19 protein-coding genes and 1 pseudogene are annotated in these 18,206 nt (G+C 71.7%); 12 read left to right on the top strand and 8 right to left on the bottom strand.

Annotated elements, in window-relative coordinates; translation table 11 throughout:
* The first annotated feature begins 27 nt into the window (after positions 1 to 27).
* Positions 28 to 927: a LysR family transcriptional regulator gene (locus P3G67_RS21210; RefSeq protein WP_276094862.1), complete on the top strand. Its 900-nt coding sequence runs from the start codon at positions 28 to 30 to the stop codon at positions 925 to 927.
* A gap of 198 nt (positions 928 to 1,125) precedes the next feature.
* On the opposite strand, the gene P3G67_RS21205 is transcribed toward P3G67_RS21210, so the two are convergent.
* Positions 1,126 to 1,584, bottom strand: coding sequence for a pyridoxamine 5'-phosphate oxidase family protein (locus tag P3G67_RS21205; protein ID WP_276094861.1), 459 nt, complete (start codon positions 1,582 to 1,584; stop codon positions 1,126 to 1,128).
* A 71-nt stretch (positions 1,585 to 1,655) separates the two neighbouring features.
* Here P3G67_RS21205 and P3G67_RS21200 point away from each other — a divergent pair, with 71 nt between their 5' ends.
* Positions 1,656 to 2,300, top strand: coding sequence for a cysteine hydrolase (locus tag P3G67_RS21200; RefSeq protein WP_276094860.1), 645 nt, complete (start codon positions 1,656 to 1,658; stop codon positions 2,298 to 2,300).
* Here the strand turns inward: P3G67_RS21200 and P3G67_RS21195 are convergent.
* Together P3G67_RS21195 and P3G67_RS21190 are read right to left on the bottom strand one after the other, a co-directional pair.
* Positions 2,283 to 2,783 carry a Rieske (2Fe-2S) protein gene (locus P3G67_RS21195; protein WP_276094859.1) on the bottom strand — a complete coding sequence of 167 codons (501 nt, stop codon included), beginning with the start codon at positions 2,781 to 2,783 and terminating at the stop codon, positions 2,283 to 2,285. The genes P3G67_RS21200 and P3G67_RS21195 overlap by 18 nt on opposite strands.
* 92 nt (positions 2,784 to 2,875) lie before the next feature.
* Positions 2,876 to 4,969, bottom strand: a complete 2,094-nt coding sequence (locus tag P3G67_RS21190) for a prolyl oligopeptidase family serine peptidase (protein WP_276094858.1) — start codon at positions 4,967 to 4,969, stop codon at positions 2,876 to 2,878.
* A gap of 83 nt (positions 4,970 to 5,052) precedes the next feature.
* Between P3G67_RS21190 and P3G67_RS21185 the strand changes: the two genes are divergently transcribed.
* The 5 genes from P3G67_RS21185 (at position 5,053) to P3G67_RS21165 (ending at position 8,838) form a co-directional block, all read left to right on the top strand.
* Positions 5,053 to 5,901, top strand: coding sequence for a HipA family kinase (locus tag P3G67_RS21185; RefSeq protein ID WP_276094857.1), 849 nt, complete (start codon positions 5,053 to 5,055; stop codon positions 5,899 to 5,901).
* The gene (locus P3G67_RS21180; protein ID WP_276094856.1) at positions 5,898 to 6,281 is read left to right on the top strand and encodes a DUF3037 domain-containing protein; all 384 of its coding nucleotides are present in this window, start codon (positions 5,898 to 5,900) and stop codon (positions 6,279 to 6,281) included. Before P3G67_RS21185 ends, P3G67_RS21180 begins: the two co-directional genes overlap by 4 nt.
* 145 nt (positions 6,282 to 6,426) lie before the next feature.
* Positions 6,427 to 7,206 (top strand): 3-oxoacyl-ACP reductase FabG, encoded by a 780-nt coding sequence (gene fabG / locus P3G67_RS21175; protein WP_269857159.1) that lies wholly within the window; start codon positions 6,427 to 6,429, stop codon positions 7,204 to 7,206.
* Positions 7,207 to 7,251: 45 nt separating this feature from the next.
* Positions 7,252 to 8,010, top strand: a complete 759-nt coding sequence (locus tag P3G67_RS21170) for an SDR family oxidoreductase (RefSeq protein ID WP_276094855.1) — start codon at positions 7,252 to 7,254, stop codon at positions 8,008 to 8,010.
* Positions 8,011 to 8,157: 147 nt separating this feature from the next.
* Positions 8,158 to 8,838, top strand: coding sequence for a uracil-DNA glycosylase (locus tag P3G67_RS21165; RefSeq protein WP_269857349.1), 681 nt, complete (start codon positions 8,158 to 8,160; stop codon positions 8,836 to 8,838).
* A 41-nt stretch (positions 8,839 to 8,879) separates the two neighbouring features.
* On the opposite strand, the gene P3G67_RS21160 is transcribed toward P3G67_RS21165, so the two are convergent.
* Positions 8,880 to 9,281, bottom strand: coding sequence for a DUF3224 domain-containing protein (locus tag P3G67_RS21160; protein ID WP_276094854.1), 402 nt, complete (start codon positions 9,279 to 9,281; stop codon positions 8,880 to 8,882).
* Positions 9,282 to 9,454: 173 nt separating this feature from the next.
* Between P3G67_RS21160 and P3G67_RS21155 the strand changes: the two genes are divergently transcribed.
* Entirely contained in the window at positions 9,455 to 9,928 is a 474-nt protein-coding gene (locus P3G67_RS21155; protein WP_269857162.1) for a hypothetical protein, read from the top strand.
* A gap of 7 nt (positions 9,929 to 9,935) precedes the next feature.
* Here P3G67_RS21155 and P3G67_RS21150 read toward each other — a convergent pair whose 3' ends face one another.
* Together P3G67_RS21150 and P3G67_RS21145 are read right to left on the bottom strand one after the other, a co-directional pair.
* The gene (locus P3G67_RS21150) at positions 9,936 to 10,502 is read right to left on the bottom strand and encodes a hypothetical protein (protein ID WP_276094853.1); all 567 of its coding nucleotides are present in this window, start codon (positions 10,500 to 10,502) and stop codon (positions 9,936 to 9,938) included.
* Between the two features lie 117 nt (positions 10,503 to 10,619).
* Positions 10,620 to 11,126, bottom strand: coding sequence for a DinB family protein (locus P3G67_RS21145; protein WP_269857164.1), 507 nt, complete (start codon positions 11,124 to 11,126; stop codon positions 10,620 to 10,622).
* 160 nt (positions 11,127 to 11,286) lie between these two features.
* Between P3G67_RS21145 and P3G67_RS21140 the strand changes: the two genes are divergently transcribed.
* A complete protein-coding gene (locus P3G67_RS21140) occupies positions 11,287 to 12,213 on the top strand; it encodes a Gfo/Idh/MocA family protein (protein WP_276094852.1) in 927 nt (308 codons plus the stop codon).
* On the opposite strand, the gene lnt is transcribed toward P3G67_RS21140, so the two are convergent.
* Positions 12,185 to 13,705, bottom strand: a complete 1,521-nt coding sequence (lnt, locus tag P3G67_RS21135; RefSeq protein WP_276094887.1) for an apolipoprotein N-acyltransferase — start codon at positions 13,703 to 13,705, stop codon at positions 12,185 to 12,187. The genes P3G67_RS21140 and lnt overlap by 29 nt on opposite strands.
* Before the next feature lie 365 nt (positions 13,706 to 14,070).
* Positions 14,071 to 14,293: pseudogene (locus P3G67_RS36095) on the bottom strand (Na+/H+ antiporter); the annotation flags it as partial.
* A gap of 286 nt (positions 14,294 to 14,579) precedes the next feature.
* On the opposite strand from P3G67_RS36095, the gene P3G67_RS21125 reads away from it, so the two are divergent.
* The 3 genes from P3G67_RS21125 to P3G67_RS21115 are packed head-to-tail and all read left to right on the top strand — an operon-like array spanning position 14,580 to position 18,203.
* Positions 14,580 to 17,090: a sensor histidine kinase gene (locus P3G67_RS21125; protein ID WP_276094851.1), complete on the top strand. Its 2,511-nt coding sequence runs from the start codon at positions 14,580 to 14,582 to the stop codon at positions 17,088 to 17,090.
* Positions 17,087 to 17,773, top strand: coding sequence for a response regulator (locus P3G67_RS21120; RefSeq protein WP_276094850.1), 687 nt, complete (start codon positions 17,087 to 17,089; stop codon positions 17,771 to 17,773). The genes P3G67_RS21125 and P3G67_RS21120 overlap by 4 nt, the downstream gene beginning before the upstream one ends.
* A gap of 22 nt (positions 17,774 to 17,795) precedes the next feature.
* Positions 17,796 to 18,203 carry a DUF3592 domain-containing protein gene (locus P3G67_RS21115; RefSeq protein WP_276094849.1) on the top strand — a complete coding sequence of 136 codons (408 nt, stop codon included), beginning with the start codon at positions 17,796 to 17,798 and terminating at the stop codon, positions 18,201 to 18,203.
* The last annotated feature ends 3 nt before the right edge of the window (positions 18,204 to 18,206 follow it).

Here is an 18,206-nt window from a genome sequence, read left to right as displayed (position 1 = left end):
TGAGAATGATGGCGTAGTGTTTCTTATATGTTGAGTCTGGAGCGCCTGCGTATCCTGCACGCCATCGACGCCTACGGGTCGGTCAGCGCCGCGGCCGACGTGCTGCATGTGACCACGTCCGCGATCTCCCAGCAGATGGGCAAGTTGGAGCGGGAGACCGGTCAGCAACTGCTCGCCAAGAACGGCCGCGGGGTGCGGCTGACCGATGCGGGACGGCTGCTGTCCGGTCACGCCGACCGCATCCTGTCCATGGTCGAGCTGGCCCACTCCGACCTTGAGGCGCACCGCGGGGCGCCGGTCGGGACGCTGGCCATCGGGGCCTTCCCGACCGCGGCGCGCGGACTGTTCCCTCGGGTGCTGGCCGCGCTGCGGGACGAGCATCCGCAACTGCGCCCCTATCTGGAGGAGATGGAGCCCCAGGAGGCGGTGCCGCGGCTGATGCGCGGTGACATCGACCTGGCGGTGGTGCTCGACTGGTACAACAAGCCCCTTCCGCTGCCGGACGGACTGGCCAAGGCCGAACTGCTCGACGACGTCGCCGATGTGGCGGTGCCCAGTGGGCATCCGCTGGCCGGGCGGGAGTGGTGCGACCTGGAGGACTTCGCCGGTGACGACTGGATCGGCTGGCCGCCCGGTGAGTTCTGTCACGAGTGGTTGGTGTTCACCCTGCGGGGCAAGGGGCTTGAGCCGCGCATCGCGCACGCGGCTGAGGAGCACCACACCCAACTGGCGCTGGTGGCCGCCGGTTTGGGGGTCGCGATCACCCCGCGTCTGGGACGTGGCCCGGTCCCGGAGGGCGTCAGCATCGTGCCGGTCCGGCACACCATGCGCCGCCACGTCTACGCGGCCTGGCGCGCCGACGCGGACCGCCGCCCTTCCATCAGGGCGGCGGTGGAGGCCCTCCGCCGAGCGGGCGCCGAGCGGTAGCCCTTCGGGGGGAAGGTGTCGGGGTGTGACCGGTCCCACGCGGGGGTTGGGGTGCCCCAGAACCACCCCGCCGTGACGGCGAGCAGATCGGACGGCGGGCTCGGCGGCCGTATGGCCGTCCCGCGCGACGGCCGGATCGTGCGGACGGCGGCGCCCAACAACCCGCACCCTCCAGCCGGAGAAATCAGTCCGAAGGGCTCACTGCTTGCGAAAGTCCCATGAAACGATGCGTTCCGGTGTAAGCCGGAGCCACCCGTGGCGGCCGTCGTGCGGCATGCGTGCAAGGCCGAAGTGCTTCGCGGCGAACAGCCCTTCCGGAGTGGCGAGTTCCGCGCACGGCGCCCCCGTGCGCGGTGCCTCGCCGACGAACTCGACGGTGCCGCAGAGTTCGACACCCCGCAGTTCCCCGTACTCCTCGCCGTCGTCCACGATCACCGCGATCCGCGGGTCGGCCAGCAGGTGGGCCCAACGGCGGCTGCGCACCAGGGAGTACAGCCACAGCGCGGCGCCGTCCCACGCGAACCAGAGCGCGCTGACATGCGGCGTGCCGTCCGCCGAGACGGTGGCCACCCGGCAGGTGCGCTGCCCGGCGAGGTAACTGTCCAGTTCCCGCGGCGACATCATGATCCTGCGGCCGCGCCGCTGTGCGGTGCTCATCGACGCCTTCCCCTCACCACGAAATCTGACGTAGCGTCAGGATAACGGTAGGTCGGGCCGGGAGGAACGCCATGGCGGAACGGGAACCACTGGCCGCGCTGGTCGAACCCGCGCACACCGCGCTGCTCACCGTCGAATGCCAGCGCGGCGTCGTGGGCCCCGGCAGCGCACTGCCGGAGCTGGCCGTCGCCGTACGCGCCGACGGCACGCTTGGCCGGGTCGCAGCCCTGGCGGACGCCGCCCGCGCCGCAGGAGTGGCCGTGCTGCACGCCGTCGCGGAGCGTCGCCCGGACGGCCTCGGCGCCAGCCGCAACGCACCGCTGTTCCGGGCGGCCGAACGCCGCCCGGTGCGGCAACTGGCCGGAACGCCCGCCACCGAACTCGCCGACGAGATCGCCGTCGCCGCCTGCGACCTCGTCGTCCGCAGGCTGCACGGCCTGTCGCCGCTGGCCGGAACCGAGGTCGACGCGCTGCTGCGCAACCTCGGCGTCCGAACCGTCGTCATCACCGGGGTATCGCTCAACGTCGCGGTGCCCAACGCCGTGTTCGACGCCGTCAATCGCGGCTACACGGCCGTCGTGCCCGCCGACGCCGTCGCCGGGGTGCCCGCCGACTACGCGGCCGCTATGCTCCGGCACACCCTGGCGCTGGTCGCGACGGTCACCACGACCGAGGCCCTGCTGGCCAGTTGGCGCGGGTCAGGCCAGCTTCACTGAACCGCCCTCGACGGTGATCTTGGTGGGCGCCAGCGGCTGGGTGGCCGGGCCCTCGGCCACGCTGCCGTCCGCGATGTGGAACTTGCTGCCGTGGCACGGGCAGTCGATGGTGCCGTTCTTCACCTGGTTGACCGTGCAGCCCTGGTGGGTGCAGACCGCGGTGAACGCCTTGTACGTTCCGGCGGTCGGCTGGGTCACCACCACCTGCTTGTCCGGGAACACCTTTCCACCGCCCTGCGGTATCTCCGAGGTCTTCGCCAGCGTGGTGCCGCCGCCGTTGCCACCCGCCGGTGCGGACGAGGAACCCGCTGCCGACGAGGAGCCGGACGCCTGGCTGCTGCTGTCCTGGGAGGGCGTGGAGGAGGCCGAGTTGTTGGACCCGCCGCACGCCGCCAGTGCGGCGCCGAGGCCGACGGCCCCGGCCGCCGCGACCACGGTGCGGCGGGAGGTGGATACCGGGGAGCCGGAAGTCTGGTGGTCCATGCGTCACGTCCTTCGATGAGGTTGTCGCCAAGTGCGTCGGGCGGCGCGCCGTTCCGACGCCCCTTCCCATACGGCTCGCGGGCCACTCGCGTTCAACGGCCCGCGCCATCCGTGCGGCCGAGCGCGTCGCGCAGGAAGTCCCGCTGGAACAACAGCAGCCGCTCGACGGCCCGGGCGCCCAGCACCGCGTGCGATACACCGGACAGCGGAAGTACGGTGTGCGGCCGCCCGGCGGCCAGCAGCGCGGCGGACATCCGCAGGGTGTGGGCGGCGGTCACGTTGTCGTCGGCGAGTCCGTGCACCAGCAGCAGCGGGCGGCGCAGCCGCGGCGCGTCGGCGATCAGCGAGCAGCGGTCGTAGTTCTCCGGCTGCTCGTCCGGGTGGCCGAGGAACCGCTCCTGCCAGTGGGTGTCGTACAGCCGCTGGTCGAACGGCGCGGCGCCGGCCACCGCCGCGTGGAAGACGTCCGGCCGCCGCAGCACAGCCGCCGCGGCGAGATAACCGCCGTACGACCAGCCGCGGATGGCGGTGCGCGTCAGGTCGAGGTCCCGGCAGTGCTCGGCGGCCCCGAGCACCGCGGTGACCTGGTCCTCAAGAGCCGCACTGAGCTTGTCACCGTGGAACGCCTTCTCCCAGCGCGGCCCGCGCCCGGGCGTGCCGCGCCCGTCCGCGACGACCACCGCGAATCCGGCCTCGGCGAACCACTGCGCCTCGCACAGCCACCAGTCGCGGGTGGCCACGGCGAGCTGCATGCCGTGCCCGGCGTACGGGCACAGCAGCACCGGAAGCCGGGTGCCCGGCGCGTACCAGGACGGCAGCAGCAGCGCGGTGCGGATGCCCCGTTCCCCGGTGCGCAGCCAGCTGATCCGGGGCGTGACCACCGGCCGTTCGGCGAACGAGGCGACAGTGCCGACCGGTTGGCCGTCGCGCAGCACGGTGAACGCGCGGCCGTCCGCCGTACGGCTGTCCAGCACGACGGTCCGGCCGCCCAACGCGGCGGTGTGCACTCCGGGTTCGGTGCTCAGCCGCGTCAGGCCCTCCTCGGGATCACGGGACCAGACGTGCACCTCGGTGGGCTCCTCGCTCGCGGTGAACAGCACCCGTTCACCACTGACGCCCAGCACCTCGCGCAGTTGCCGTCCGGGGGGCGTGACCGCGCCGTCACCGATCGACAGCCGCCGGGTGTCGTCCCGCTCGTCCGCACGCACCAGGCGGCCGGACGCGGTGCGCGCCGGGGTACCGGGCACCAACTGCACCCAGGCGGGGTCGCGTTGCTCGTGTGCCAGCGCGGTCGCACCGGTTTCCGGATCCACTTCGAGCACCCGTACCGTGCGCTGGTCCCGGCTCTGCACGGTGACCAGCGGGCCGTGCGCGTCCCACACGGCGGCGGCGACGTACTCGAACGCCGCCCGGTCCCAGGCCACTTCGGTGCGGCCGCCGGCCAGGTCCACGATGTGCAGGGTCACTTCGGCGTTGGCGGTGCCAGCCACCGGATACGCCATGGAACGCGGGGCACGGTCGGGGTGGGCCGGATCGGATATCCACCATCGCTGCACGGCGGATTCATCGACCCTGGCGACCAGCAGCCGGGAGCCGTCCGGCGCCCACCAGTAACCACGTGACCGCCCCATGGACTCGGCCGCCGCGTGCTCGGCTAGGCCATAGCCGATGTGCGGTCCCTCGGACCGAGCCAGCATCCGGTTCGTACCGCCGTCCAGCTCCACGACGTACATCGCACCGCCGCACACATAGGCGATGCGCGCGCCGGTCGGATCCGGCCGCGGATCGACCAGCGGTCCGACCGTGCGCACCGGACGCGGTGTGCCGTGAGCGGTGTCCACCGTCCACAGCCGTCCGCCCAGTGCGAAGGCGACGGTGCGCACGGCCGCGTCCGTGGCGTAGCCGACGATGCCCACGGCGCGCTCCCTGGCCCGCTCGCGACGGGTCAGCTCCTCGGGTGGCAGCTCCGCGTCACCCGCGTCCAGCTCCGCGGGATCGGCCAGCAGGTGTTCCGTGCCGTCCTGGTACATCCACAGGCAGCAGACCGGGTCATCTCCCGCCCGGCTGCGCAGGAACAACACCCGCTCGCCGTCGGGTGACACGGTGAACGCGCGGGGCGCGCCATAGGTGAAGCGTCCGGTACGGGCCAACTGGCTGGGAAACTCCGCGGAGTCGAAGGCGACCATGAGCGGACCATGGCAGAACGGCCGTCGCCGGGCACCTCATATATCCGTCGAAGGCATGCCCTTGTGCCCAGTAACCTGGGCCAATGCTTCCTGAAGTGACCGCGATCCGCTATGTCACGCCCTTGCGTGAGGGCGGATCGGTGCCCGGAATCGTCGAGGCCGACGATCTGGGTACATATGTGGCGAAGTTCATCGGTGCGGCGCAGGGCCGCAAGGCGCTGGTCGCCGAGGTCGTCTGCGGTGAACTCGCCCGGCGGCTGGAACTGCGGGTGCCCGAGCTGGTACGGCTGAACTTCGACCCGGTCATCGCGCTGGGTGAACCCGACACCGAGGTACAGGACCTGCTCAAGGCCAGCGGCGGGCTGAACCTCGGCATGGACTTCCTGCCCGGCTCCGTCGGCTTCGACCCCATCGCCTTCGAGGTGGACGCGAGCCAGGCCGCACGCGTCATCTGGTTCGACGCGCTGGTGAACAACGTCGACCGCTCCTGGCGCAACCCCAACATGCTGATCTGGCACCGCGAACTGTGGCTGATCGACCACGGCGCCGCCCTGATCTGGCACCACAACTGGAAGGGCGCGCAGGCCTCCGCCGCCAAGCCGTACGACGCCACCGACCACGCGCTCGCCCGCTTCGTCACCGCCGCCGAACTGGCCGCGGCCGCCGCGGAACTCGCACCGCGGATCACCGAGACGCTGCTGCGCGAGGTCACCGCCCTGATCCCGCAGGAGTGGCTGCTGGACGAACCGGGGTTCGGCACGGCCGACGCGGTGCGCCGCGCCTACGCCGACGTGCTGGGCGACCGGGCCGCCACCATCCACGACCGGATCCGGCTGTCCGCGCCGCCGAAGAAGGCCGAAGCGCCACCGGAGTGGCTGCGCACCTGGGTCGAGGGCAAGGCCGCCGGATCGCGGCAGGAGGACGGCCGATGACCGCCCGTGACGTCTTCGAGTACGCGCTGGTCCGCGTCGTCCCGCGGGTCGAACGCGGTGAGCAGATCAACGCCGGTGTCCTGGTGTACTGCAGGGCCCGGTCCTTCGTCGCCGCCCGCATCCACCTGGACGAGGCACGGCTGCGCTGTCTCGACCCGGACGCCGACGTGGCCGCCGTGCGCTCCGCGCTGCGCGCCGTCGAGTGCGTCTGCGCGGGCGGGGAGCTGGCCGGGCAGGCGGCGGGCGACGACCCCGGCCGCCGGTTCCGCTGGCTGACCGCGCCGCGCAGCACCGTCGTCCAGCCCGGCCCCATCCACACCGGTCTGACCGCGGACCCGGCCGCCGACGCGGACCGGCTGCTCGACCTGCTGGTGCGCTGAGCCGACGGCCCGGTCGGCCCGTGCCCTGAGCCACATCTGACGCCGGGCCGTTGACAGTGGGTCACCACCCTCCTACGGTTTCGTGCACGGGACGTACTAAGCGGTCGCTCACATGTGGCGCCGCACCTTAGGGCGAGGAGAGCAGATGTCCACCAGCGAGCAGCCCCTGTCCGCCGAGCAACGCGTCGCGATCGTCACCGGGGCCGCCCGCGGCATCGGCGCCGCCACCGCCGTGCGGCTGGCCGCCGAGGGCCGCGCGGTCGCGGTGCTGGACCTGGACGAGGCGGCGTGCAAGGACACCGTCGAGAAGATCACCGCGGCGGGCGGAAGGGCCATCGCCGTGGGCGCCGACGTCTCCGACGAAGCACAGGTGGAGGCCGCCGTCACCAAGGTCGCCGAGGAACTCGGCGCGCCCACGATCCTGGTGAACAACGCCGGTGTGCTGCGCGACAACCTCCTGTTCAAGATGAGCGCGTCGGACTGGGACACCGTGATGAACGTGCACCTGCGCGGCGCCTTCCTGATGACGCGCGCCGTGCAGAAGCACATGGTGGACGCCAAGTTCGGCCGGGTCGTCAACCTCTCGTCCAGCTCCGCCCAGGGCAACCGCGGCCAGGTCAACTACTCGACGGCCAAGGCCGGGCTCCAGGGCTTCACCAAGACCCTGGCCATCGAACTCGGCAAGTTCGGCGTGACCGCCAACGCCGTGGCGCCCGGCTTCATCGCCACCGACATGACCGCCGCCACCGCCGCCCGCGTCGGCATGGACTTCGAGGACTTCCAGAAGGCCGCCGCCAGCCAGATCCCGGTCCAGCGGGTCGGCCAGCCCGAGGACATCGCCAACGCCATCGCGTTCTTCACCAGCGACCAGGCCGGATTCGTCTCCGGCCAGGTGCTCTACGTCGCCGGCGGCCCGCTCGACTGACAACGGCGCACACACAGCAGACGCGAGGGAAAGGCACCCAGCACCATGACCACTCAGCCAGACAGCGGCCGGGTCGCGATCGTCACCGGCGCCAGCCGCGGTATCGGCTACGGCGTCGCCGAGGCACTCGTCGCCCGCGGCGACCGGGTGTGCGTCACCGGACGGAACGAGGACGCCCTCAAGGAGGCCGTCGACCGACTCGGCGCCGACCGGGCGATCGGCGTCGCGGGCAAGGCACACGACGAGGACCACCAAGCGGAAGCCGTGGCCCGCACCATGGAGGCCTTCGGCCGGGTCGACTTCCTGGTCAACAACGCCGGAACCAACCCGGTGTTCGGGCCCATCGCCGAACTCGACCTCGCGGTGGCCCGCAAGGTCTACGAGACCAACGTCATCTCCGCGCTCGGCTTCGCCCAGCAGACCTGGAAGGCCTGGCAGAAGGAGCACGGCGGCGCCATCGTCAACATCGCCTCGGTCGCCGGACTCGCCCCGTCGCCGTTCATCGGGGCCTACGGCATGAGCAAGGCGGCGCTGATCAACCTCACGCTGCAACTCGCCTCCGAACTGGCACCGGGCGTACGGGTCAACGCCATCGCCCCGGCCGTCGTCAAGACCAAGTTCGCCGCGACCCTCTACGAGGGTCGCGAGGAGGAGGCGGCGGCCGGATACCCGCTCAAGCGGCTCGGCGTACCGGAGGACATCGCGGGCGCCGCCGCGTTCCTCCTCTCCGACCAGGCCGGCTGGGTCACCGGCCAGACGCTGGTGGTGGACGGCGGCCTGTTCCTCCAGGCCGGAGTGGCCTGAGCGGCCGCCACCTGGGCGGGTGAGGGGGCGGTGCGCCGGGTACCGCCCCCTCACCGTTGGGGGCGCGGCGGCGCCGTTGTCAGTGGGTGCCGGTACGTTCTGTGGTGAGTAACGGAACACGCACCGGAGGTCCTTGACGTGCCCAGCATGCTGCCCGAGTCCTGGCAGGCCGTCCTCGGCGAGGAGTTGGACAAGCCCTACTTCCAGGAGCTCACCGAGTACGTCGAGAAGGAGCGCGCCCAGCACAACGTGTTCCCACCCCGCGACGAGGTGTTCGCCGCCCTGGAGGCGACGCCGTACGAGCAGGTCAAGGTGTTGATCCTGGGGCAGGACCCGTACCACGGGGCGGGCCAGGCGCACGGGATGTGCTTCTCGGTGCGGCCCGGGGTGAAGACCCCGCCGTCGCTGCGGAACATCTTCAAGGAGATGCAGGCCGAACTGGGGCATCCGGTACCGGACAACGGATACTTGATGCCCTGGGCACGCCAGGGCGTACTGCTGCTCAACGCGGTGCTGACGGTACGCGAGGGCGAGGCCAACGCGCACAAGGGCAAGGGCTGGGAGAAGTTCACCGACGCCGTGATCAAGGCCGTCGCCGAGCGTCCCGACCCGGCGGTGTTCGTACTGTGGGGCAACTACGCCAAGAAGAAGCTGCCGTTGATCGACACCGAGCGGCACGTGGTGGTGCAGGGCGCGCATCCGTCGCCGCTGTCGGCCAAGAAGTTCTTCGGCAGCCGCCCGTTCACCCAGATCGACGAGGCCGTGGCGGCCCAGGGCCACCCGCCGATCGACTGGCGGCTCCCCGACCTCGGCGTACCCGCCAAGTAGCCGCACCGCCCAGGGGCTGGTGCCCGGCGCGGTGCGAGGCGTCAGCCCAGGCCGTAGTCGAGGGCGTAGGTGGTGCTGGGCTCGCCGTGCCGGGCGATGAAGCTGCCGCCCCCGGTGATCCCGGCCAGCTCGCCGCTGCCGGAACCGGGGACCACCGTCAGGGCGCAGTGCACGGCGCCGCCCGCAAACCGCCCCCGGTGCTCGATCACGAAGGAGCCCCGGCGGCCCTCCACCGAACCGGTCAGATGCTCGTAGCCGCAGAAGACGCCCTCGGTCGGACCGGTGTAGGCGAGCGCGTACTCGACCACCCCGGACGCCTCCAGGGCGCCGGTGAAGGTGTTGGCCACCGAGGCCCGGGCGAGCCGGGTACCGCCTTCGGCCTCCGCCGAGGTGTCCTGCGCCCATCCGGAGAAGGTGAAGGTGCCGGTCACATGCCGCTTCATGGCTGCGCTCCTCGCTGTCGGCGCGACGGAATTGCGCGCTCCGGTCCGACCGCGCAATTCCACGGTGCCCCGTTCACCGCCTCAGCGGTCTCGCCTTTCACGGTGATTGTCAGACCCTCCCGCTAGCGTCGTAACCACGACACACGGCAACCGCGCGACCACGGGAGGCGACGATGCCGGACGAGATGACCACCCGCATCGGGCAAGTGATCATGCTGCTGCACGGTGGCGACCGCGAGGAGGCGCGCAGTCGCTTCGCCACGCTGTGGCAGGAGATCGCCGAGGACGGATCACCGCTGCACCGCTGCACCCTCGCCCACTACATGGCGGACACCCAGGACGATCCGGAGGACGAACTGGCCTGGGACCTGCGGGCGTTGGGCGCCGCCAACGAGATCGACCGGGACGATGTCGCATGGCACGGCCATGTGCTCTCGATCCGCGGCTTCTACCCGTCGCTGTATCTCAATCTGGCCTCGGACTACCACAAGCTGGGCAGGAACGACATAGCGCGTGACTACCTCGGCAGAGCGTGGCAGACCTCCGACGCGCTCTCCGACGACGCCTACGGGGACGGGATCCGCGCCGCGCTCGACCGGTTGGAGCTGCGGTTGGCCGGGGCCGCCGGACCGGACCATCCGCGCTAGCCCGGGGTCATCTGCCGTAGGTCTGGCGGCAGATGCGGTCCGCTGGGCTGTCCGTCGCCCAGCGGCCGTAGGTCTCGCCGAGCCCGCAGACACCGCCGCTCCCGGCGGGTTGCCTCACCGGCGGCGCCGCCGGTGCCGGCTCGTCGTGATGCGTCGGCGGCGGGGGAGGCGGCGCCGGTCGCGGGTGCAGCCGCGGCGCGGCACGCGGCGGCACGGGGGGTGGGGGGAGCGCGGGGGCCGGGGGAGACCCCAAGTCTCCCGCGGGCGCCCCCGGTTGCCCCCCGCCCGGTGGCTCGGCCATGGCGGCGCCACCAGCCCCGTCACCGGCCCGGCCGTGGGGCGCCGGGGTCGGTGTGGCGGAGGCGGGGTGGGCGGGAGGGGAGGGGGAAGCCCCCGGCGTCGGCTCGGTGGTGGTCAGCTCCTCGCGGGCGGGCTGTGGTGCGATCCGCATCATCGCCGGTAGCCGCGGCGCCGCCGGACGGCCCGGCGGGTCGGGCCGTTCGGAGACGTTGACGCAGCCGGTGAGCAGGGCGGCCGCCGCCGCGATGACGACCATTGCGGGAAATCGGCGCACCTGCCCAACTCTGGCCCGTGGCACGGCGGTTGGCCATTCCCCGCAGGGGTGATCGGCGCCCCGCGCCGCGTACACGTCCGCGCGGGCATCGTGGGCCGCGCGGCGGTGGTGGCCGCCCTACTCCCCGGTGACGCCGTCGATGCGCTCGCGGATCAGATCGGCGTGCCCGTTGTGCCGGGCGTACTCCTCGATCATGTGCACATAGATCCAGCGCAGCGAGTACGTGCCGCCGCCCCGGCGGGTCCCGGTGTCGTCCAGCGAGTGCGCCGCCGCCAGTCGCCTGGCGCGGTCGATCTGCTCCCGCCAGGTGGCGAAGGCCTCCTCGGTGTCCGCGCTGTCGAGGTCGTGGAACTCGCCGTCCCGGTCCTCGTCGGAGTAGTAGAGCGGCTTGGCGTCCTCCGCGCCCAGCACGTTGCGGAACCAGCCGCACTCCACCTCGGCCAGGTGCCGCACCAGGCCGAGCAGCGTCAGTTCCGACGGCGGAACGGTGGCGGTGCGCAACTGCTCGTCGGACAGTCCCTCGCACTTCATCGCCAGGGTCGCCCTGTGGTAGTCCAGCATCGCCTCCAAGGTGGTGCGCTCGTCCGCGGTGGTGGGCGTATCGGTTCGCTCTATCGCTGTCATGGTCGTCATCATGGCGCGGCCGACGGCCAGACTTCCTGGTATTTTCCGCGGCGCGCCGCGGTCGGCTCCGCCCGCCGCCCCTGCCCCGTACCGCCGCCGGGCAGGGCACATATGCTGCTCAGAAGGGAAGATCCGTACCGCCGGACACGGGAGACGACCAGTGGCACCAACAGGCAGGCCGCTCAAGGTCGGCGTCATCGGCCTCGGTGACATAGCGCAGAAGGCCTATCTGCCGGTGCTCACCGCACTGCCCGGCGTCGACCCCCACCTGCACACCCGTAGCCGTGCCACGCTCGACCGGATCGGCGACAGCCACCGCATCCGGGCGGACCACCGGTACACCGATCTGCGCGCGCTCATCGACCAGGGCCTCGACGCCGCCTTCGTACACGCCCCCACCGCGGTGCACGCCGAGATCGCCGGGGCGCTGGTCGACGCCGGGGTCCCGGTCTACGTCGACAAGCCGCTGGCCGACGACTACGCGGGCGCCGAAGCGCTGGTGCGCCGTGCGGAGCAGCGCGGGGTGAGCCTGATGACCGGCTTCAACCGCCGCTACGCGCCCGGTTACGCGCAGTGCCTCGACCATCCGCGCGACCTGATCGTCCTTCAGAAGAACCGGGTCGGACTCGCCGCTCCGGCACGGGAGTTCGTCTTCGACGACTTCATCCACGTCGTCGACACCCTGCGCTTCCTCGCCCCCGGCACGATCGAGCAGATCGACATCCGCACCCGGTCCGAAGGCGGTCTGCTGCACCATGTGGTGCTGCAGCTGTCCGGCGACGGTTTCACCGCGCTCGGCATCATGAACCGGATGAGCGGCTCCAGCGAGGAGGTCCTGGAGGTGATGGGCCAGGACAGCAAGCGCCAGGTGATCAATCTCGCGGAGATCATCGACCACAAGGGGCAGCCGAGCCTGCGCAGGCGCGGTGACTGGGTGCCGGTGGCCCGTCAGCGCGGCATCGAGCAGATCACCCTCGCCTTCCTGGACTCGGTGCGCACCGGCAGGGTGCTCAGCGCCCAAGGCGACCTGCTGACCCACGAGTTGTGCGAGCGGATCGTCACCGCCGCCCTGCAGCAGTCCTCCTGACCGCCCGGTACCCCTCGTAGCAGCCGCTCAGCACCAGCAGACCGATCGACAGCTCGATCACCCAGTCGCCCAACCGGTCGTACGGGCTGCGGCCGTTGGACAGCGGAACCGTGTAGACGTGGGCGGCGCTGCTCGACGTGCTGAGCCGGGGGCCGACCTCGCCGCCGCGGGCGTCGTAGACCGCGCTGATGCCGGTGAGCGTGGCGTGCACCATGGGCCGCCAGGTCTCCGCCGCGCGCAGCGCCGCCAGCGAGGCGTGCTGGGCCGGTGCCCAACTGTGCTGGAAGGTCGAGGTGGAGGACTGCGCCACCAGCAACTGGGCGCCCATGTCGGCCAGATGGCGACTCATGTCGGGGAAGGCCGTCTCGAAGCAGATCAGCGGGCCGATGCGGAGCGCACCGACGTCCATCACCACCTGGTGGGTGCCGCGGTGCCGGTTGACGCTGGCCGCCTTGCCGACCTTGGTGGCCCAGCCGAGCACGGAGCGCAGCGGGATGTACTCGCCGAACGGCACCAGCCGCATCTTGTCGTAGCTCTGCCCGGTCGGGCCGCCGGGACCCACCAGTACGGACGTCTTGTAGATGCCGCGGCCGTCGGCGCGCTGCGCGTCCACGTTGACCAGCAGGTCGGCTCCGACCCGCTGGGACAGCGCGGCCAGTCGTGCGCTCAGCGCCGGGTGCGCGGTCAGGTCGAAGCCGACGCTGCTCTCCCCCCACACCACGAGATCGGGATGCGTTCCGGCCAGTTGGGCGGTAAGTTGCGCGCTGCGGTCGAACCGGTCCATGGGGTTCTCGATCACCCCCGGTTGCACCACCGCGACCCGTACGGCACCGGTGCGCGGTGCCGCGGGCACCCAGAACCACACCGCCGTACCGGCGAGCGCCACGGCCAGCAGCGCCGCCACCGCCGCGTGGCGCGCCGGGGGCACCGCGACCAGCACCGCGACCGCGGTGTTCACCACCACCAGCAGGAAGCTCAGCAGCCACACCCCGCCCACGGAGGCGAGCCGTAGCGCGGCCGGTACCTGCCACTGGCTGGCTCCCAGCAGCCCCCATGGACCGCCGAGGTACTGCCAGGAGCGGACGATCTCGGCCAGCAGCCACGCCGACGGCAGCAGCACCAGCGCCGCCAGTACGCTCCCGAGCCCGGGTGTCCCGCCGAGCAGCCGCTGCGTAAGCCAGCCCCAGGGCAGCCACATCAGTCCGAGCAGCGCGGCGATCACCACGATGAACGCGCTGAGGCTGGGCAGCAGCCAGTGGTGCACGGCGATCATGAACCCGGTTCCGCCCAGCCAGCCGTCCAGCGCTCCGCGGCGCCGGGTGGGCGCCGAGCGAGCCAGCAGCGTGAGCGGTACCAGGGCGACATAGGCCAGCCACCACAGGGCGGGCGCCGGGAAGGCGAAGGCGGGCAGTGCTCCGGCGGCGACGGCGGCGGCCCCGCGCCACCAGGGCGAGGCGAGCGAGGGCCGGTGGCGGGCGTCCCGGGGCGGCATGTCCTGGCGCCGCGTCGCGCCGGGGCTGCGGCGGCGGGGCTTGGTGAGCTTCGGGACGGTGGTCACCTTCGTAGACTCCCCAGGTCAGCTGGGCGGCAACCGGACGGCGGCGGTACGGATCGGGGAGTGCCGGGCCGGGTCGACGGCTGCCGGGGTCGGGGTCAGCCCTCGCCCAGTCGGGCTTCCTCCAGGTCGAGGCGGCGCTGGACGCGCCGCCGGGTGGTGTCGCTGATCCGGTTGATGTCGTACAGCCGCCGCAACTCGGCGGTCTCGACCGCTATGACGTCGATACGCAACTGACGATACGCGTCCGCCGTCGTGCGGTCCCGCTCCTCCTCGCCGAGCCGCTCGCGGGCGTGCTCCACCCGCCAGGACATCTCCTCGGCGGACGCGTACAGCAGCGGCGGCAGCACCACCAGGCCGATGACGTCGGGCGTCACCCTGATCTGCGGCACCCCCGGCAGCATCGCCACACCGAGTCCGGCCACCACCAACAGGGAGGGCGCGGGGGATACTCCAACGTCTGGCGCCGGTCGCCACCACGGTGGCCAGGACCACCAGGAACAGGACCGTCCCAACACCGTGCACGCCTTCGCTCCTGACCGAGATCTCGGAACTTCCCGTCCCGGCCGACCAGACTTCCCGGCGCTCCGTCCCTCACCCTATCGGCCGTATCGCGTCAAGGCGCCGTCAAGGAGTCACGTCATCGTGTAAGGACCCCGCTAACGGCAACGGTGATGGGCGTACCCGGGCAGCACTCTACGAACGACGGGCAGCACGCCACGAGTGCCAGCGGAACCGGCCCTCCCGCGCGGCACGACGACTGACGGCACAAGGGCGGCACGACGCCTGACAACACAAGGAGGGGCTCCCGGTGGTGCACAGCGCCGTCCCACCCGGCAAGCTGAAGGTCTTCCTCGGTGCGGCGCCCGGAGTGGGCAAGACGTACCGGATGCTGGACGAGGGACGGCGCCGCGCCGGACGCGGCAAGGACGTGGTGGTGGCGCTCGCCGAATGCCACCGCCGTCCGCACACCGAGAAGATGCTGGACGGCCTGGAAGTCATTCCCCGGGCCCAACGCGCCTACCGGGGCGCCGACTTCACCGAGCTGGACCTGCCCGCCGTGCTGGAGCGCCGCCCCGAGGTCGCCCTGATCGACGAGATCGCGCACACCAACGTGCCCGGCGGGCGCAACGCCAAACGCTGGCAGGACATCGAGGAACTGCTGGCCGCCGGGATCGACGTGGTCACCACGATCAACATCCAGCATCTGGAGTCGCTCAACGACGTCGTGCAGAAGATCACCGGCGTGCCGCAGCGGGAGACCGTGCCCGACGAGATCGTCCGCCGCGCCGAACAGATCGAACTGGTGGACATGCCCGCCGAGGCGCTGCGCCGCCGCATGGCGCACGGCAACATCTATCCGCCCGAGAAGATCGACGCCGCGCTCTCGCACTACTTCCGGATCGGCAATCTGACCGCGCTGCGCGAGCTGGCGCTGCTGTGGGTCGCCGGACGGGTCGACGAGGCGCTGCAGAAGTACCGCTACGAGCACCGCATCGGCAAGGTGTGGGAGACGCGGGAGCGAGTGGTCGTCGCGCTCACAGGCGGCTCTGAAGGAGAAACGCTTATTCGCAGGGCAGCCCGGATCGCCACGCGCTCCTCCGGTGGTGATCTCCTGGCCGTTCACGTGGTGCGCAGCAACGGCCTCACCGACTCCTCACCGGCCGCGCTGGCCCGGCAGCGGCAGTTGGTGGAGAGCCTGGGCGGCACCTTCCACTCGGTCGTCGGCGACCATGTGCCCACCGCGCTGCTGGAGTTCGCCCGCGCGGAGAACGCCACCCAGCTCGTCGTCGGTACCAGTCGCCGCAGTCGGCTGCGCCGCCTGCTGGCCGAACAGGGTGTGGGCGAGACCACGGTGGAACTGTCCGGCGACATCGATGTCCACATGGTGACCCATGAACGGGCCGGCGGCGGACGGGTGTTGCCGCTGCCCGGGAACTCGCTGCCGGTCTCCCGGCGGGTGGCCGGACCGGTCGCCGGGATCGTCCTGCCGGTGCTGCTGACCGTGCTGCTGCGCACCGCCTCGCACCCGCTGCACCTCAACCTCACCAGTCAGACGCTGCTGTTCCTGACCACCGTGGTCGCGGTGGCGTGCATCGGCGGGGTGGTCTCCGCGGTGCTCGCCTCGATCAGCGCCTCGCTGCTGCTGAACTACTACTTCATCCCGCCCATCGGCGAGTTCACCATCGCCGAGCCCAACAACATCCTGGGGCTGGCCGCGTTCACCGTGGTCGCGGTGATCGTCGCCGCCATCGTGGACCGCTCGCTGCGGCTGTCCCGGCGCGCGGCCAACGCCACCGCCGAGGCGGAGACGCTCTCCTCGCTCGCCGGGCACATCCTCCGCGGCGACCAGGCCGTCTCCGCGCTGCTCAACCTGACCCGGGAGACCTTCGGCATGGCGTCAGCCGTCCTGGTGCGGCGCTCCGGCGACGAGCCCACGTGCCCGAGCGGCGAGGCCGACCTGAGCATCCCGATCGGTCCGGACAGCCTGCTGCTGCTCAAGGGACGCGCCCTGGCCGCTTCCGAGCGCCGTGTGCTGACCGCCTTCGCCGCCCATCTGGCGGCGGCGCTGGAGCGCGCCCGGCTGGCAGAGGCCGCCGCCGAGGTCGAGCCGGTCAAGGCCGCCGACCGGATGCGCACCGCACTGCTGGCCGCGGTAAGCCACGATCTGCGTACCCCACTGGCCAGCGGCTGGGCCGCGGTCAGCGGGCTGCGCAGCCGGGACGTGGACTTCAGCGACGAGGACCGCGAGGAACTGCTGGCCACCGCCGAGGAGTCGCTGGCCAAGCTCAACCGGCTGGTGGACAACCTGCTCGACATGAGCAGGCTCCAGGCCGGGGCGCTCACCCTGCGGCTGCGGCCGACCGCGCCCGCGGAGGTGCTGCCGCTGGCCCTGGACACCCTGCCGGAAAGTTCGGTTCCGGTGCTCGCCCCGGGACTTGAGGAGGCGGCCGACGTGCTCGCCGATCCGCCGCTGCTGGAACGGGTGCTGGCCAATCTGGTGGCCAACGCGGTACGCCACTCGCCGTCCGGCAAGCCGGTGTCGGTCAGCGCCAGCGCGCTGGGGCCCTGGGTGGAGATACGGGTGGTGGACCGCGGCCCCGGCCTCCAACCGGCCGAGCGGGAGCGGGCGTTCGAGCCGTTCCAGCGCATGGGCGACACCGACAACAGCGCCGGTCTCGGCCTGGGCCTGGCGCTTTCCCGGGGCCTGACCGAGGCGATGGGCGGCACGCTCACCCCGGAGGAGACCCCTGGCGGCGGGCTGACCATGGTGGTCTCGCTGCCCGCCGCGCACCCGGTGCGGGACGAGGTGATGGCATGAGGCGCGTCCTGATCGTCGACGACGAGCCGCAGATGCTGCGCGCCCTCGGCATCAACCTCAAGGCCCGGCACTACGCGGTGGCCACCGCGCCGGACGGCACCACCGCGCTGCGCCTGGCCTCGCGCTGCCCACCGGACGCGGTTGTCCTCGACCTGGGCCTGCCCGACGTGGACGGTGTCGAGGTGATCGAGGGCCTGCGGGCCTGGAGTTCCGCGCCGATCATCGTGCTGTCCGGACGCAGCGGACCGGCGGTCACCGTCGAGGCGTTGGACGCGGGCGCCGACGACTACCTGACGAAACCGTTCTCCATGGATGAGCTGCTGGCCAGGCTGCGCGCCGTGCTGCGCCGCCCGGCCACCGCGCCATTACGGCGGCAGACGGTGGAGGTGGCCGACTTCACCGTCGACCTCGACTCCTACACCGCCGTGCCGAGCTCGGGGGAGGGCGAGCCGCTGCACTTCACGCCGACCGAGTGGCGGTTGTTGGTGCCGCTGCTGCGCAATCCGGGCAGACTGTTGACCGGTGCCCAGCTGCTGCGCGACGTCTGGGGTCCCGGGCGTGAGGACCGCACGAACTACCTGCGGATCTACATGTCGGCGCTGCGCCGCAAACTGGAGCCGGATCCGTCCCGCCCCCGGCATCTGATCACCGAGCCGGGGATGGGCTACCGCTTCGACCCTTGAGAGCCAACCGTTGGAGGCAGGCGTGGTGGTGGCGGTGTTCGCCGGAATCACGGGCGTCTGCGGGGTGCTTGCCGCGCTGGCCGGAGCGGTTGGACTGCGCGAGGTCCGCCGGGTTCGCCGGTTCGGCGAGGTGGCCAGGGCGCTGGTCAAGCGCGCGCCTGGGGATGTCTCCGGTGAACCCTGGCCACCGCGACCGTCGTTGCAGTTCGCCACCTCCGACGGGCGGGTGGTGGAGATCGTCAGTCCCGTGCCGCCCAGTCGGCGGTTGCGTCTGCTTGACGGGGAGACCGTGCTGGTTTCCTACGATCCCGCTGATCCGCGTAGCGTCGTTGTGCACCGGCGGGAGCGGGTGGGGCTGGAGTACGGGTTCATCGCCGCGGGCAGCGTTCTTGTGTTGGTATGCGGGGTGCTGCTCGTCGTTGCCGGCTGAGAC

The organism is Streptomyces silvisoli, from assembly GCF_029269905.1.
Classification (GTDB): domain Bacteria; phylum Actinomycetota; class Actinomycetes; order Streptomycetales; family Streptomycetaceae; genus Streptantibioticus_A; species Streptantibioticus_A silvisoli_A.
Note: the sequence above shows the minus strand (reverse complement) of the source record. Positions and strands in the feature narration are given on the sequence as shown.